Raw genomic sequence first — 15623 nt, forward strand, 5'->3', positions numbered from 1 at the left:
CATCAGCTTCCTTTTATTTTATATATTTATTTACAATTTTAATGACTTTTATGTACCATGTACAGCAAAAAGCACTAGGTCTTTTTCAGGGGGATAACCGCACCAATGAAAAAGAAGAACACACCTAAGCAAGCTGTATAAAAGGTTCCCGTACCATAAAGGTCTTGAAAAAAGTGCAGCCATGAAAAATCATTCATAAAATGATTCACAGCATTTAAATCAAACACGAGTAAGATGACAGCTGATGATAAAAAATGCACACCAATAAAAAGAAGTACGGTCTTTTGAACAAACGACATTCGAATTCCCTCCTTCTTCTCCCTTATTTTAAGATATGGGTTCTATTTCAATACATGACAAAGATGAAAAAATGTGTTCCCAATCGGGCATACTGACATTAGCAGTCTCCTGAAAGGAAGAGTCCGATGAAATCAAACCGTATCTTTATTGCTTGGCTAAGGTGGCCGCTTTATCTTCGAATTGCCATCATCATCTGTTTCTTGCTTCTCTTTTTTGGACAATTAATCGTTTTGCTTGAACCGAAGCAGTATCATACGATCTTTGATGGGATCTGGTGGGCGCTTATTACAGTCTCTACGGTTGGTTACGGTGATTTTGTGCCGCAAACCATGCCAGGGCAGGTGGCAGGTATGGCGCTCATTTTTATCGGAGCCAGCTTTGTCACCGCTTATTTTGCCACACTTGCCGCCGCTGTGTTCAGTAAGCAGCACCATTATGTTGAGGGCAAGGTAGCCTTTAAGGGAAAAGGACATCTCATTATCGTCGGCTGGAATGAGAAAACGAACAAACTGCTTCAGTCGTTTCAAACGATTGATCCAGCTATGCCGATTGTGCTGATTGATGACTCCTTGAAAGAGGGGCCTCTTTTAGAGAATGTTCATTTTATTAAAGGACACGGGACCGAAGACGTCACACTGCGTAAAGCCAACATTACCGGTGCAGATGCACTGATGATTACCGCGGATCAGCATGAAAATGAAGTGACAGCCGATATGCAGAGTGTTTTAACCTTACTTGCAGCAAAAGGATTAAACCCTTCTTTATATTGTTTAATTGAAATCTTAACAGATCGTTACGTGAAAAATGCCGAGCGTGCTGGTGCCAACCAAGTCATTCATACCTCTGATGCTGTCAATCATTTAATGGTTGAACATTTTCTAATAAAGGAACAACTCACGGCGTTTAAGAAAAAACGACATATGACGCTGCATAAACACGTCACCATCATACCTGTACCGGCTTCATTGGCTGGAGAAACATTCTTAACAGCGCTCCATCATTTTTTAGAGCATCATGTGATCATCGTCGGCGTACAAAAAAAAGAAGGACCCATGATGAATCCTCCCTTTGGCTATGAGCTTCATCCAGAGGATGAACTGATCAGCCTTTAAAGCAGTGCGTCTTCTAATTCCTTGACGAGCGAAAAACCAATTTCAGCATAAGCCTTTGATACATCCCCATCTTTCTCTTTTGGTTCTTGGAACTGGTTAAAGGATGCGCCCACATTTCCAACCATCGCATGATCATCTAACTTGTCTTGATATACATGCTTTAAGAGAAATGGATGTCCCATTTTCACCACAACACCTGGCTGATCGAGCTGGCCTTTCTCGGCTGTAAAAGGAACTCTGAGAAAGGTATAGCCATCACGGTTATCAATTTTATAATCAAAATACCCGTGATCATAATCCCAGTTGCCATTAATGACATAACCGAGCGGCTTCATCGTTTCTTCTAAATGGTAAAGTGAAAAGCTTTCGCCAGGCAGCCTGGATGGTACATGAATCATACGAAACCCTCCTTTTTGTATAGGTTTCGTTAAAGAGAGGAATTCATACATTTCCCCCTTGTGATTTGTACATTGTTTGTAAACGCGGCATCAAATAGGCTTTGATTGGTTGATTGATTCGTCTCGTTATCACTGCCAGAACCTGCTGTTTCCTTCGTAGCACTTTTAGAACAAATGCGTCCGACATTGCCAAAGTTCACGATCGCCTGACCAGAAATATCATGAATATAAATATGATTCGTCCTCATTTTTCACCCTCCTCCATTCATTATTCTATGTACAGAACACAGGAAAGCTTGCACAGGAATCTGAAGAAAACAAAAAAGGCACACCTTTATGAAAAGGTGTGCTTTTTGTTCTTATGATTGTTTCAGGCGGCTTTCAAGCTCGGCTTTTTTCTCTTCGAAGCCTGGTTTTCCTAGTAAAGCAAACATATTTACTTTATAAGCTTCTACTCCAGGCTGATCGAATGGGTTGACGCCTAGTAAATATCCAGACATCGCACATGCTTTCTCAAAGAAGTACACGAGGTATCCGAATGTATAAGCATCCATCTCAGGAATTGTCACGATGAGATTCGGTACTTTTCCATCTGTATGGGCAAGCATCGTTCCTTCAAATGCTTTTTTATTGACGAAATCAACCGTTTTTCCTGCTAGGTAGTTCAAGCCATCAAGGTCTTGTTCTTCTGCTTCAATCACAAGCTCATGTCGAGGCTTGTCTACATTCACGATTGTTTCAAACAAGTCTCTTCTTCCTTCTTGAACATATTGACCAAGTGAATGAAGATCTGTTGAGAAGTTAGCAGATGAAGGATAGATTCCTTTTTCATCTTTCCCTTCACTTTCACCGAATAATTGCTTCCACCATTCTGCGAAATATTGCAGGCCTGGCTCATAGTTAATCAGCATTTCAATCGTTCTGCCTTTATTGTAAAGGACATTGCGGACGACAGCATATTGGTAAGCCGCATTTTCAGAAAGCTCAGATGAAGCGAAGTCTTCGCTTGCTTTTGCCGCACCTTCCATCATCTGATCAATGTCTGCACCGCTCACAGCGATTGGCAAAAGGCCGACTGCTGTTAATACAGAATAGCGTCCACCAACATCATCAGGGATGATAAATGATTCATAGCCTTCTTCAGTTGCTAATGTTTTAAGTGCACCGCGTGCCTTGTCAGTTGTCGCATAAATACGTTTTTTCGCTTCTTCAGCACCGTATTTTTCAATGAGGAGCTTTTTAAAGATACGGAACGCAATGGCTGGCTCTGTTGTTGTACCAGATTTTGAAATCACATTAATGGAGAAATCTGCATCTTCCAATAGATCCATCACATCTGTTAAATAAGAAGAACTGATGTTGTTTCCAATAAAAATGATTTGTGGTGTCTTGCGCTTGCCTTTTGGCAAAGTGTTATAGAAAGAATGGTTCAAAAATTCAATCGCCGCACGTGCACCTAGATATGACCCGCCGATTCCCACAACGAGCAGGACGTCAGAGTCAGACTTAATTTTGTCTGCACTTTTTTTAATGCGGGCAAACTCTTCGCGGTCGTATTGCTTCGGCAAGTCCACCCAGCCTAAATAATCACTGCCTGCACCCGTTTGTTCATGAATATTATGATGGGCTACCTTCACAAAATCTTTTAAATATGTAAGCTCATGTTCTTGAAAGAAAGGTAACGCTTTCGAGTAGTCAAATTGAATATGTGTCATCGCTTGTAAGCCCTCCATTACGTTAGTTCTGTCCCTTTCACTTTAGCGGAACTAGCTATTGAAATCAAGTGATCGTCACTGGCATAGCAAAAAGCCGCTTCTCTGGATGAAAAGCGGCAATCTGGATTATAAAGAAGCTTTCAAAATCGCTAGAATATCATCACGGTTAAGTTTCATAAAGTTTCCAAAACCACCGTATTCCATTTCTTTTGCTGCAATGTCGGCAATTTTGTCCAGCTGATCCTCACCAATGTCATAATCAGCTAAACGGCTTGGTGCACCAAGGCTTGTCCAGAAAGCTGTCAGTTTGTCGATTCCTTCTAATGCGATGTCACGATCTGATTTTCCTTCTGTTTCGATGTCAAACATGTTCAGCATAAGGTTTTTAAAGCGTTCCACATTATGATCGAGCGTGTGGCGCATCCAGTTTGGGAAGAGGATAGCAAGCCCGCCTGCATGCGGAATGTCATAGACAGCCGATACAGCATGCTCAATCGTATGGGACGCCCAGTCGCCAAAGTAACCCATTTGCAGCGTGCCATTTAAAGCAATCGTTCCTGCATAAAGGATGGTTTCACGGTGCTCATAGTTTTGTAAGTCTTCAAGAAGCTTTGGTGCTGTCTCGATGACTGTTTGAAGAACAGCAAAGCACATCCGATCCTGTAGAGGCGTGTTTTTGACATTATGGAAGTATTGTTCAAATACATGGCTCATCATATCAACCATGCCATACACCGTCTGATTCTCTGGGACAGAATATGTGTGCTCAGGGTCTAGAATTGAAAATGCAGGATGAGTGACTGAACTTCCCCATACATATTTTTCATTCGTTTCCCAGTTTGTGATGACAGAGTCTGGATTCATTTCTGAACCTGTTGCTGCAAGTGTCAGTACTGTACCAAACGGCAATGCTTTTTGAGCGGTTGTTTTCTTTGAAATAATATCCCACACATCACCGTCATATTCTGCTCCGGCTGCAATCGCTTTTGTACAGTCGATCACACTTCCGCCGCCAACGGCTAATAAGAAATCAATGTTCTCCTTTTGGCAGATATCGATTCCCTTCTTCACTGTTGTGAGGCGCGGGTTTGGTTCAACGCCAGACAACTCAAATACTTCAGCATCTGCTTCTTTTAACGCACTGATGACTTTGTCATAAAGACCATTTTTCTTAATGCTGCCGCCACCATATACAAGTAACACTCGTTTTCCATAACGAGCGAGTTCGCTTTTGAGTCCTTCTAGCTGTCCTTTTCCAAACATCAATTTTGTTGGATTATAGTAAATAAAATTCTCCATCTGTTGAAACATCTCCTTACAACGAATATATCCAAAAACATGAAAGACTACTGTAACATATGTACACGATGAACTCAAAAAAAGATAACTGCCCGCAAGCAGCTATCCCTTTGTTGTTCAATTATAAAGAAGCGTTCAAAATGGCTAAAACATCTTCTTTGTTCAGCTTTTTAAATTGACCAAATTCACCGCGTGCCATTGCACGGTCTGCAATTAAATCAATTTTCTCATCGTTGATGTCATAATCCGCCAAACGGCTTGGTGCACCAAGACTTGTCCAGAAAGCTGTCAGCTTGTCGATTCCTTCTAAGCCAACTTCTTCGTCTGTTTTGCCCGCAGGATCTACATCGAATACACGCACCGCTAATTGTTTAAAACGGCCTGGGTTTTCTTGAATCACATGTTTCATCCAGTTCGGGAACAAGATCGCAAGACCGCCTGCATGAGGAATATCATAGACAGCAGATACTGCATGCTCAATGTTATGAGATGCCCAGTCACCACGTGCCCCCATTGAAAGCATGCCATTAAGTGCAATTGTGCCAGTGAATAAAATCGTTTCACGCAGCTCGTAGTTCTCTAGATCGTTGATCAGCTTCGGTGCCGTTTCAATGACAGTGCGAAGAAGTCCTTCACACATACGATCTTGATAAGGTGTATTTTCTGTGTGATGGAAATATTGCTCGAACACATGTGACATCATGTCAACCATGCCATAAATCGTATGATTTTTAGGCACAGTGAATGTGTTAACTGGATCAAGAATAGAGAATTTCGGGAAAACTGCTGGACTTCCCCAGCCATACTTCTCATTTGTTTCCCAGTTTGTAATAACTGATCCTGAGTTCATTTCAGAGCCTGTTGCGGCAAGTGTTAACACAGTACCGAACGGAATAGCTTCCATTGGGACGTGTTTGCGTGTCACGATATCCCAAGCATCTCCATCGTACTTCGCACCAGCTGCGATTGCTTTTGTGGCATCAATGACACTGCCGCCGCCAACTGCCAAAATAAAGTCAATGTTGTTTTCTTTGCAAAGCTCTACCCCTTTTCTTACTGTTGTTAAGCGCGGGTTAGGCTCTACACCAGCAAGTTCAGTGATTGCAGCTCCTGATTCTTTTAGGATGCTGACAACTTGATCATAAAGGCCGTTTCGTTTAATACTGCCTCCACCATATACAAGTAATACGTTTTTTCCGTAGTGTTTGAGTTCATCTGAAAGGGCTGATACTTCTCCCTTTCCAAAAATTAATTTCGTTGGGTTCCAATAAGTAAATCGATCCATATGATCTCCTCCTCGCGCTACATTATGCGCCTCATTCATTCCAAAAGTAAAGTAATTTGCTTTCATCCATTTTCTTACGCATAGTTTGGCTAAAAATCTGCAAAATATAAATGTATTGATGCTGTAGCGAAAGGAGGAATCACGATGAGTGCTATTCAGCGTATTGCCCTCGTGCTCACGATTATCGGTGCTATTAACTGGGGACTAATCGGCTTTTTTCAATTTGACTTAGTAGCAGCGATCTTTGGCGGACAAGGTTCTGCATTATCACGTATTATTTATGGTCTTGTTGGAATTGCAGGTCTTGTCAACCTTGGTCTGTTGTTCAAACCAAGCGAAGAAGCTGTTCGCCGTGACGAGCCGAACCCAGAAGTTCGTTAAATAAAAGGACATAAAAAAGGCTGCCTACATGAGGCAGCCTCAGCGTGTAGACAAACCCTCGCATTCTTTGTCAGGTCTGCGCGCTGGTGCTCACGAATTCTAAATTCGCTCCGCAAAAGTAGCAGCCATTCCTAGACTTCAAAGGTTTTCTATCACGCTGAAAAAGAAGACAAAGGCACCGTTTGAAGCGGTGCTTTTTTATTATTTCTTGATAAGGTCTTTACGGTTTGATTGCTCAATCCACTCTTCAAGTTTATCTTTAAGCGTATTGAAACCTTGTGGTGCAGCAGCTTCTTCTTTCACTTGCTGTGGTCTTTGTTTCTTTGGTTTGCTTTCTTTTCTTTCAGGTGCTTCTTGTGTCGCACGGATAGAAAGGCTGATTTTACCTGCATTTTCATCAACAGAAAGAACTTTTACTTGTACTTCGTCACCAATTGAAAGGTGCTCGTTGATGTCTTTTACAAAGCCATGTGTTACTTCAGAAATATGCACAAGTCCTTGAGTTTCTTCATCTAATGCAACAAACGCACCATACGCTTGTAATCCTGTTACTTTACCAGTGTAAACACTGCCTACTTCAAACTTTGTCGCCATGATAACAACTCCTAAATAAATGTTTTAATATTCGTTTATACGCAATTAAAAACTATATCACAGAACGGGCAGTTACGCAAAATATTTTTTAAATGGGTTTAGATGAGAACAAAAGGGGGAATACCTGAAAGCAAGAATGCTTTCTAGTATTCCCCCCTAATTTGTGAGGCATGAGTCCGTTTGGATTGATGCCTTTTTTTATTTTAAGATGGCTGATGCTTCTTCCTTCACTTGTCGAGCCTGCAAAAAGCGCTGAATTCTTGAAAGTGATTCCTGAAGATGATCAAGTGACGAAGCATATGAACAGCGGATATGACCCTCACCGCTCGGTCCGAATACATTCCCAGGCACAACAGCGACTTTTTCACTTAGGAGCAGCTCCTCAGCAAATTGTTCTGAAGTCATGCCTGTGCTTTTAATCGATGGGAACGCGTAAAACGCTCCGTTTGGCTGATGGCATGTCAGTCCTAGTTCATTTAAGGAGCCGACAAACAAATTACGGCGCCTTCTGTAGCTTTTCTTCATTTTCTCTACATCTTCAAGCCCATTTTTTAATGCTTCTTCTGCCGCATATTGTGCCATCGCCGGTGCGCACATCATAGAATATTGATGTATTTTCAGCATGGCATCCCGCAGTACAGGTGGTGCTGCCACATATCCTAAACGCCAGCCCGTCATGGCAAACCCTTTAGAAAAGCCTGAAATCAAGATCGTTCTTTCCTTCATATCTTGAATAGCTGCGACGCTTGTAAAAGCTTCATCGTACGTCAGCTCTGCATAAATCTCATCCGTAATAATGAGCAGGTCATGCTCTTTCGCAAATTGAGCAATATCTTCAAGCTCTTCCTTTGAATAAACAGACCCAGTCGGATTTGATGGCGAGCAAAGCAAAATGGCTTTTGTCTTCGGCGTCAGCTTTGTGCGAAGATCAGCAGAATCTGCTTTGAAATCTTTTTCAGCGGTTGTACTTAAATAGACAGGCACTCCGCCTGCTAGTGTCGTAAGTGCCCCGTACGCTACGAAACAAGGCTCTGGAATGATTACTTCATCTCCGCTGTTTAAAATCGCACGAAAGGCCAAATCAAGTGCCTGGCTTCCGCCAACCGTGATAATGAGTTCTTCTTCTGGACTGTAATCAATGTGAAACCGCTTATATAAATAGTGGCTCAGTTCTTTTCGCAAAGAAATTAAACCGGCATTCGCCGTATAAGAGGTCAGTCCCTGTTCTAATGACATAATACTTGCTTCTCTGACATTCCAAGCTGTCACGAAATCCGGCTCACCGACACCAAGGGAGATAACCCCTTCCATTGTGGCTGCCAAATCAAAAAATTTCCGAATACCTGACGGCTGAATGCTTTGTACCGTTTCAGATAAATAAGACTTTTTCATTTAAGGAGACACCACGATTCTTTTGTCATCGTCTCCTGTTTCAAACACTTTCCCATCATGTTTATATCTTTTCAAAATAAAGTGGGTAGTTGTTGAAACAACGGAATCAAGTGTCGATAATTTTTCAGATACGAAGCGGGCAATATCAGACATTGATCTTCCGCGGATCACAACGGAAAGATCGTAAACACCTGACATGAGATAGACAGACTCCACTTCCTGAAACCGATAAATCCGTTCAGCAATTTCATCAAATCCGACGCCTCTTTTTGGTGTCACTTTTACATCAATCATTGCTGTAACGCCTTCATGACCATCCACTTTTCGCCAGTCAATCATGGTTGAATAATCAATAATAACTTTTTGATCTTCAAGTTTTTGAATGATGGCTTCGGCTTCTTCTGTTGTCACGCCTGCCATTTTTGCAATTGTATTTAAATCGGCGCGGCTGTTTTCATCTAAAATCTCTAATATTTCAGTTTCTTTTTCTGTTAGTTTCATTTGATTTCACACCTCAGATTATAAAAGCTAGTTTTAAAAAATCTTCTGAACATTATAGCACGTTTTTCCCATTATGCTAAGCAGGGAAAAGATTCTAATGATAGCTTAAAATCCACTTTTTAGGGTACAATACAGTCACCTAACAGAGAGAGTATCAAGTATCGGAGTGAAGAATGTGGACATTGTTCAGCCAGCTTATATGAAAAGTACATTCGGTTTAGATATCTATTACGAGCACTATCCAAATGAAGGCAAGAAGACATTGATCTTAATTCACGGTCTCTTCTCTTCTACCTTCAGCTATCGAAAGCTCATCCCGCTTCTGAAACAGGACTTCAACTTAATAGCGATTGATCTGCCGCCATTTGGACAGTCCGAGAAGTCGAATACGTTTATTTACAGCTATCGCAACATGGGAAAAATTATTATAGAGCTAGCTGGTTATTTACAGATTCAGCATGCAATTCTAGTGGGCCATTCAATGGGCGGACAAATCGCCTTATACGCTGCTACTGAACGGCCGGACCTATTTGAAAAGGCGGTTTTATTGTGCAGTTCAGGCTATTTGAATAAGTCAAAAAGATCACTTGTTTACAGCACTTATATTCCTTATTTTTATCTGTATCTAAAAAGAAAACTTTTAAAGCAGGGCATTATGAAAAATTTAACGGCTGTTGTACATGATCATTCCATCATTGATCAAGAGATGGTCGACGGATATTTAAAGCCTTTTTCAGATGATCAAATCTTTCGGGGGATATTTCGTTTGATTCGGCACCGGGAAGGAGATTTAACCTCGGACGTTTTGAAGAAAATGGAAACACCCGTGCTGCTCATTTGGGGCGAGGAAGATCGAATCGTTCCCATTCAAATAGGCGAAAGACTGCACAAAGATCTGCCGAATTCGACCTTACATGCATTAAAAAAAACCGGGCACCTCATCCCTGAGGAAAATCCGGTCTTTGTGTCTGATCAAATCGGACATTTCAGCCTGTCTTAGCGTGAACAAGAGCTGCTGTCTCGTATGACAAAAAGCTGATTCGCTATATGCTGACAGCTCTCTATCGGAAGAAGCTGTTCAAATGAGTGATGGTAGATGGCTTGAATCTCTTTTGCTAAAGATAACGGGTCTTCTGCGTCATATAATGCACTGATGACGTCAGCAGGCTCCGTTTCATAAAAATCCTCTCCATAATGAAAAGGGTCCCATGCCTTAATGAATTGAATCATCTCTTCTACAGCTTGACTATCTTTCATCGGTATCACCGCTTATAATAAATTTTGTGATGTTTATTTTAGCACAACCAAGAATGGTTGAAAAACAGCTAGAGGTGGGTTTCATGAATTTCGACGAACAGATCATACGTAAAGGTTCAAAATCAGTGAAATGGGATCAGGCAGAGTCTTTGTTCCTGACAACAGATGCCCTTCCGATGTGGGTAGCCGATATGGATTTTAAAGCACCGCAGGTCGTCCTTGATGCATTGAAAGAGCGATTAGATCACGGTGTATTTGGCTATGCATTTCAGGATCAGGATACGCAGCAGGCAGTCGCTGGCTGGCTCAAAAGAAGACATGGATGGACAATCCAGACAGATGCCGTCACCTTCACACCAGGAATCGTAACGGCACTTAGTTTTGCTGTTCAAGCCTTTACAGCACCGCACGACGAAGTAGTTATACAGTCACCAGTGTATACACCTTTTTATCAAATGATTGAGCGAAATGGCCGTACAGTCTCAACCAATCCTTTAAAAATAGAAAACAACCGCTATATGATGGATTTTGATGATTTAGAGAAAAAACTGAGCAGACCACAAGCAAAGCTCATGTTCCTTTGCCATCCGCATAATCCGTCCGGAAGAGCATGGTCAAAAGAGGAATTAAAGCGAGTCGGAGACCTATGTGTAAAGCATGGAGTCACAGTCGTTTCAGATGAGATTCACTCGGATTTGATGCTTTACGGGAAGCAGCATGTGCCCTTCGCCAGCCTTTCTGACGACATTGCACATATCACGGTAACGTGTATTGCGCCGAGTAAAACCTTTAATCTAGCGGGGCTTCAGGCATCTGCTATTATCATTTCAGATAAAGAAAAAAGAACTCTTTTCAACAATGAAGTGCAAAGAAACGGACTGTCCAAACTGAATGCCTTTGCGATTCCAGCGATGGAAGCAGCATACCGCCACGGGGATGAGTGGCTTGATGCCCTTGTTCTTTATCTCGAAGGCAATATGAAGACGGCGATGGACTATATCGACGAAAATCTTCCAAATATGCGTTATATGAAACCAGATGCTTCTTATTTATTATGGCTGGACATTCGGGATTATCAATTCAGTCAAGCGGAATTGAAACGGAATCTGCTGAAAAAAGGGAAAGTGATCCTAGAGCTTGGCCACGTGTACGGACACGAAGGAGACGGCTTTATTCGAATGAATCTCGGCTGTCCTGCTGCAACAGTCAAAGAAGGACTGAAACGTCTCCACCAAGCGTTCACGCTATCAGCTGAATAAGACCTATACGATAGAAAGAACATCCTAACGGGTGTTCTTTTTAAAGAAAAAAACCCTCCTTTTATCATATCTACTTTGTACATGAAATGATATAATGAGAGGAATTACAATTATTTACGAGGAGAGCATTTAAATGGAAATGTTCAAGGATTTTCTGCTCCATGTATCTTTTATTCTATTTCCAATCTTTTTATATCATGCGCTATGGTTAAGCCGGACCCCTGCTCATTTCCCAAAAACGAATAAACTGCTCATCACAGTATTCGCATCCATCTCTTCAGCACTATGTATTATGTATCCAGTTGGTTCGATTTTAGATTTGCAGACTGGGCTTCAATCCATTCCCCTTGTACTTGCTATTTTATACGGAGGATATATGGCGGGGATCGTTGCCATCTTGATAAGCATCATTGTCAAATTCGTGATGTACGGCTCTTTCTTATGGATTGGACTTATCGTTGTCCCAATTTACTTTTTTATCCCATTCCTGTTCTACCGAAAATGGCATCAATATTCGAAGCCAAATAAGCTGTTTTACGGAGTGCTTATCGGTTTATCCAAAGGATTCTTTATTTACATTGGACTGCTTGTGGTCAGCTTAATGGCATACAGCCCAGCTTTTATTATGCAGCAAAAGCTCCTTGAGTTATTTTTCTCAACTCTTTACTACATATTCTTTCTTGTGCTCAGTATCTATTCCATTGAATTCGTTAAGGAAAATGCGGAAATGAGATCACAGCTTGTCCAGTCAGAAAAACTGACCATTGTAAGTGAACTTGCTGCAAGCGTTGCCCATGAAGTACGCAATCCGCTGACAGTTGTGAGAGGCTTTATTCAATTGCTCTTTTCGAGTGATCATACAAAAGAGCCACCTGCCAATAAAGATTATAAAAATCTTGTTCTGTCCGAGTTAGACCGGGCGCAGGACATTATCACGAGCTATCTTGACATTGCAAAACAAAACTATTATCAAATTGAATCTCTTAATCTCTCTAAATTACTTGAGGAATGTGCATCACTGATGACATCCTATGCGAATTTTAAATCGGTCACGATTCATCAATCCATTGAACCTGACTTATACATTCAAGGTGACGTAACGAAGATCAAGCAAGTCATGATTAATTTAATCAAAAATGCAATTGAAGCAGCTCCTGAACATGAAGGGAAAATTGAACTTTTTGCTTCAAAAGAAAATCATAAAATCTGCCTTTATTTCGTTGATAACGGTGTAGGTATGACAGAAAGTCAGATGAAAAAACTTGGCGAACCCTATTACACCTTGAAAAATAAAGGGACTGGACTTGGGCTGACAGTTACTTTTTCAATTATTGAAAATCACCATGGAACGATTCGTTTCAAAAGCTCGCTGCAGTCTGGAACAACCGTCACCGTGAAATTTCCTGAAGATACAAGAAGAAAATGATTAATCCATTTTTTTTGTTCTTTTTTCATCTATCCGCTCCTGCTTCTTAGACGCACGAACGATGAGACGAAAACAAATAAACGCAGCAATAAAGAAAATCACCGTGGTGATAGCCGCTGGGATGTACTCCCTTTTATCTTCAGGAAAATATAGTAGAAAAAGTACGATGAATGACATCTCGCCATTCCCCCTTTTGCTCGTTTACTTCACTATATTGGCTAAAAGAAATGAAATACCTTCCTATGAGAAGGAAATGGAGGAATTTCACATGACAGACATTCAAATTGGACAAGTTGTGAAAGGTTTTTATAAAACAGGTGTATACGTTGGGGAAGTGACAGCAGTGAAACCATCGACCTATCTCGTTCAAGTAAAAGCCGTTCTGACACATCCCACTCAAGGCGACCTGCATCATCCGAAAGAAGCAGACGTGCCTTTTTTCCAAGAGAGGCGGGCTTTGGCCTATAGAGAACAGACAAATATCCCTCATCATATGGTGAAGCCTTATGATGGCGATATCCCTGATTATGAAGAGTCACTGAAAGAAGCTGTAGATAAATTGAAACAAGCACTCCGTGCGGATGATTCCAAATGGGCTGAAAAATCAAGAGCGTGCCTATCTTCTCTTGAGAAAGATTATTTTCCAGAAGACGTCCGCTAATCAGCCGAATCAAAAAAATGTGAGAAATCGATCAGCTCACCAATTTTGGTTGTTTGCGGATTTTCCACATAGGCTCTGTCTTTTTCAAAAAGGGTTAACAGCTGATAAGTCGTCATGGCATCATCGAGTGCTTTATGATGCTTACCAGCTCCTTCACTGCCGTATTCCTTTGCTGCTTTTCGAAGCCCTGTCAGTGTGCGGTCACCAAAAAAGGTTTTATATTCAAAGGCCAGGTCCCTCAGCTTCCCCTTAAAAGGAAAGGCAATGTGATTGAGCATACAATTTTGCTTCAATACCTTCATGTCCATGTTGCCCCACGTAATAATTTCACAATTCTCTCCCCCATCAAGTGACACGAGCTTCTCGATAAATTCCTCAAATGAAATTCCGCTCTCTACATCCTCCTGCGTAATTCCGAGGAAAGATTTACAGCGCTTCGTCAGCTTCGGGAACTTTTTCGGTTTGACGTAGCTAGAGAATGTGTCTATGATCGTTTCATCTGCTGCTTTCACTACCCCAGCTTCAATAATTTCAGGAAAAAAATTTTGCGGATGATATTTTCCATCAGGCATCGTAAATTCAAAATCGACCACAAGCACCGTCTTCTGTTCCACCAGTTTCACCTCACTTTTTCGTCAGCTTTTCATTCTCATACCATTATATTAAGACGGACCTTGAAATCACTTCATTTTTGTGAAAATAATGCAGATTCACTATGCCCAACCTATTCATCTGATGAAAGATCGTTTATTTTCCTTTATAATTATTAAGGAACACGAAATAAATAAAGAAGGTGGTCTCTATCACAAACAGGAAGAAAAACTTGTACATCATGTGGTTTGTGAACTTTTTTGTATCTGCGAGCATTACAATGATCGTCCCTTTTTTATCACTTTACATAGAATCTCTTGATAGCAGCTATTCAAATGAATTTGTTCAAAGATGGAGCGGCTATGTCTTTGGGGTCACGTTTTTAACAGCCTTCCTGATTTCTCCGATTTGGGGGCGGATTGGCGACCGGCATGGCTATAAAAAGATTTTATTAATTAACGGAATTGGTATCGCCACAAGTATTCTATTAATGGGGCTTGTGCACACTGTGTATCAGCTATTCGCACTAAGGCTCTTCATGGGGCTTGTCACAGGCTTTATCTCGACTTCAATGGCACTGATTTCTGCACAGACCGAAAAGGCAACTGCCGGTAAAACCCTTGGAACGATGCAGATGAGTAATGTTGCCGGAGGATTGTTTGGTCCATTAATGGGTGGATTCATGGCAGACAGCGTCGGATTTATTTATACGTTTTTCCTGACAGCGGCTGTCATTTATGTGTCAGCTATTGTGATTATCTTCGGAGTGAAAGAACAGCCGATCCGGTCAAAAGAAGCAAAGCGTGTTTCTTACTCACGGAAGGATGTACTCTTTCACATTTTCAAACAGCCTTTGCTTGTCGTCACGATGCTTTTAACGTTTATTACACAAGTAGGGAACTTTAGCATTCAGCCGCTTTTGGCTTTATACATTCATGATTTACATGGTCCTGTCAATCTCGCTTTTTATGCGGGGCTTGCTTTTTCTGCAACTGGACTCGGCAATTTGCTGTTTACGCGAAAATGGGGAGATCTCGGAGATCGAATTGGTCATGACAAGGTGCTGCTTGCCCTTCTCATCCTCTCCTCTATTTTATTCATCCCGCAAGCGATGGCGGATTCGTACGTCATGTTAGTCATTTTCCGTTTCCTATACGGGATGGCACTTGGCGGAATTATTCCGTGTACGACGGCGTATATCCGGATTAAAGCACCTGCTTCTATGCAAGGAGAAGTGCTCGGATACAATGTCAGCTTCCGCTTTCTTGGGAATGTCGTCGGTCCGGTAATCGGCGGCATAGTGGCGAGTCATTACGGGATTCCAGCTGTCTTTTATGTCACTGCCGGCATTTTTCTGTTTGGCGCGTTATTTTTATGGGCGGTCCGCTCACATGCGAAAACAAAGGAAAGGAGTGTCTGATCATCTTCAGATACTCTTTTTTCTTGCGGAAA

Annotated in this window: 19 protein-coding genes; 7 read left to right on the forward strand and 12 right to left on the reverse strand. The window is 41.5% G+C overall.

What is annotated here, in order from left to right; all coding sequences use genetic code 11:
* Positions 1 to 74: 74 nt before the first annotated feature.
* Positions 75 to 299 carry a hypothetical protein gene (locus MHI08_RS14355; RefSeq protein ID WP_024423289.1) on the reverse strand — a complete coding sequence of 75 codons (225 nt, stop codon included), beginning with the start codon at positions 297 to 299 and terminating at the stop codon, positions 75 to 77.
* A gap of 126 nt (positions 300 to 425) precedes the next feature.
* Between MHI08_RS14355 and MHI08_RS14360 the strand changes: the two genes are divergently transcribed.
* Positions 426 to 1412 (forward strand): potassium channel family protein, encoded by a 987-nt coding sequence (locus tag MHI08_RS14360; protein WP_024425923.1) that lies wholly within the window; start codon positions 426 to 428, stop codon positions 1410 to 1412.
* Here the strand turns inward: MHI08_RS14360 and MHI08_RS14365 are convergent.
* The 5 genes from MHI08_RS14365 to MHI08_RS14385 all read right to left on the reverse strand — a co-directional run bounded on the left by MHI08_RS14365 (position 1409) and on the right by MHI08_RS14385 (position 6109).
* The gene (locus MHI08_RS14365; protein ID WP_024423291.1) at positions 1409 to 1810 is read right to left on the reverse strand and encodes a YugN-like family protein; all 402 of its coding nucleotides are present in this window, start codon (positions 1808 to 1810) and stop codon (positions 1409 to 1411) included. The genes MHI08_RS14360 and MHI08_RS14365 overlap by 4 nt on opposite strands.
* Positions 1811 to 1839: 29 nt before the next feature.
* Positions 1840 to 2058: a spore germination protein gene (locus MHI08_RS14370; protein WP_024423292.1), complete on the reverse strand. Its 219-nt coding sequence runs from the start codon at positions 2056 to 2058 to the stop codon at positions 1840 to 1842.
* 111 nt (positions 2059 to 2169) lie between these two features.
* The gene (locus tag MHI08_RS14375) at positions 2170 to 3525 is read right to left on the reverse strand and encodes a glucose-6-phosphate isomerase (RefSeq protein WP_024423293.1); all 1356 of its coding nucleotides are present in this window, start codon (positions 3523 to 3525) and stop codon (positions 2170 to 2172) included.
* Between the two features lie 126 nt (positions 3526 to 3651).
* Positions 3652 to 4824 carry an iron-containing alcohol dehydrogenase gene (locus MHI08_RS14380; protein ID WP_342499710.1) on the reverse strand — a complete coding sequence of 391 codons (1173 nt, stop codon included), beginning with the start codon at positions 4822 to 4824 and terminating at the stop codon, positions 3652 to 3654.
* A gap of 121 nt (positions 4825 to 4945) precedes the next feature.
* Positions 4946 to 6109 (reverse strand): iron-containing alcohol dehydrogenase, encoded by a 1164-nt coding sequence (locus MHI08_RS14385; RefSeq protein ID WP_342499711.1) that lies wholly within the window; start codon positions 6107 to 6109, stop codon positions 4946 to 4948.
* A gap of 144 nt (positions 6110 to 6253) precedes the next feature.
* Between MHI08_RS14385 and MHI08_RS14390 the strand changes: the two genes are divergently transcribed.
* Positions 6254 to 6490 carry a DUF378 domain-containing protein gene (locus tag MHI08_RS14390; RefSeq protein ID WP_003212952.1) on the forward strand — a complete coding sequence of 79 codons (237 nt, stop codon included), beginning with the start codon at positions 6254 to 6256 and terminating at the stop codon, positions 6488 to 6490.
* A gap of 201 nt (positions 6491 to 6691) precedes the next feature.
* Here MHI08_RS14390 and yugI read toward each other — a convergent pair whose 3' ends face one another.
* The 3 genes from yugI to MHI08_RS14405 form a co-directional block, all read right to left on the reverse strand.
* Complete coding sequence (yugI, locus tag MHI08_RS14395; protein ID WP_008345795.1) at positions 6692 to 7084, reverse strand: S1 domain-containing post-transcriptional regulator GSP13; 393 nt, start codon at positions 7082 to 7084, stop codon at positions 6692 to 6694.
* Positions 7085 to 7282: 198 nt separating this feature from the next.
* The gene (locus tag MHI08_RS14400) at positions 7283 to 8476 is read right to left on the reverse strand and encodes an aminotransferase (RefSeq protein ID WP_024423296.1); all 1194 of its coding nucleotides are present in this window, start codon (positions 8474 to 8476) and stop codon (positions 7283 to 7285) included.
* Positions 8477 to 8977 (reverse strand): Lrp/AsnC family transcriptional regulator, encoded by a 501-nt coding sequence (locus MHI08_RS14405; RefSeq protein WP_003213765.1) that lies wholly within the window; start codon positions 8975 to 8977, stop codon positions 8477 to 8479.
* A gap of 175 nt (positions 8978 to 9152) precedes the next feature.
* Between MHI08_RS14405 and MHI08_RS14410 the strand changes: the two genes are divergently transcribed.
* Positions 9153 to 9977, forward strand: a complete 825-nt coding sequence (locus tag MHI08_RS14410; protein ID WP_024425926.1) for an alpha/beta hydrolase — start codon at positions 9153 to 9155, stop codon at positions 9975 to 9977.
* Here the strand turns inward: MHI08_RS14410 and MHI08_RS14415 are convergent.
* Positions 9974 to 10234 (reverse strand): YugE family protein, encoded by a 261-nt coding sequence (locus MHI08_RS14415; RefSeq protein WP_024423298.1) that lies wholly within the window; start codon positions 10232 to 10234, stop codon positions 9974 to 9976. The genes MHI08_RS14410 and MHI08_RS14415 overlap by 4 nt on opposite strands.
* An 83-nt stretch (positions 10235 to 10317) precedes the next feature.
* Here MHI08_RS14415 and MHI08_RS14420 point away from each other — a divergent pair, with 83 nt between their 5' ends.
* Positions 10318 to 11493: a MalY/PatB family protein gene (locus MHI08_RS14420; RefSeq protein ID WP_133744637.1), complete on the forward strand. Its 1176-nt coding sequence runs from the start codon at positions 10318 to 10320 to the stop codon at positions 11491 to 11493.
* A 133-nt stretch (positions 11494 to 11626) separates the two neighbouring features.
* Complete coding sequence (locus MHI08_RS14425; protein WP_172881241.1) at positions 11627 to 12919, forward strand: HAMP domain-containing sensor histidine kinase; 1293 nt, start codon at positions 11627 to 11629, stop codon at positions 12917 to 12919.
* Here MHI08_RS14425 and MHI08_RS14430 read toward each other — a convergent pair whose 3' ends face one another.
* A complete protein-coding gene (locus tag MHI08_RS14430; RefSeq protein ID WP_162860193.1) occupies positions 12920 to 13096 on the reverse strand; it encodes a hypothetical protein in 177 nt (58 codons plus the stop codon).
* 91 nt (positions 13097 to 13187) lie between these two features.
* Here MHI08_RS14430 and MHI08_RS14435 point away from each other — a divergent pair, with 91 nt between their 5' ends.
* Positions 13188 to 13580, forward strand: coding sequence for a kinase-associated lipoprotein B (locus tag MHI08_RS14435; protein ID WP_025094193.1), 393 nt, complete (start codon positions 13188 to 13190; stop codon positions 13578 to 13580).
* Here MHI08_RS14435 and kapD read toward each other — a convergent pair.
* Positions 13577 to 14194, reverse strand: a complete 618-nt coding sequence (gene kapD / locus MHI08_RS14440; RefSeq protein WP_025094192.1) for a 3'-5' exonuclease KapD — start codon at positions 14192 to 14194, stop codon at positions 13577 to 13579. The two genes, MHI08_RS14435 and kapD, sit on opposite strands and share 4 nt — an antisense overlap.
* A 218-nt stretch (positions 14195 to 14412) precedes the next feature.
* On the opposite strand from kapD, the gene MHI08_RS14445 reads away from it, so the two are divergent.
* Complete coding sequence (locus MHI08_RS14445) at positions 14413 to 15591, forward strand: MFS transporter (protein WP_220396324.1); 1179 nt, start codon at positions 14413 to 14415, stop codon at positions 15589 to 15591.
* The last annotated feature ends 32 nt before the right edge of the window (positions 15592 to 15623 follow it).

The organism is Bacillus sp. FSL M7-0791 (genome assembly GCF_038627085.1).
Taxonomy (GTDB): domain Bacteria; phylum Bacillota; class Bacilli; order Bacillales; family Bacillaceae; genus Bacillus; species Bacillus safensis.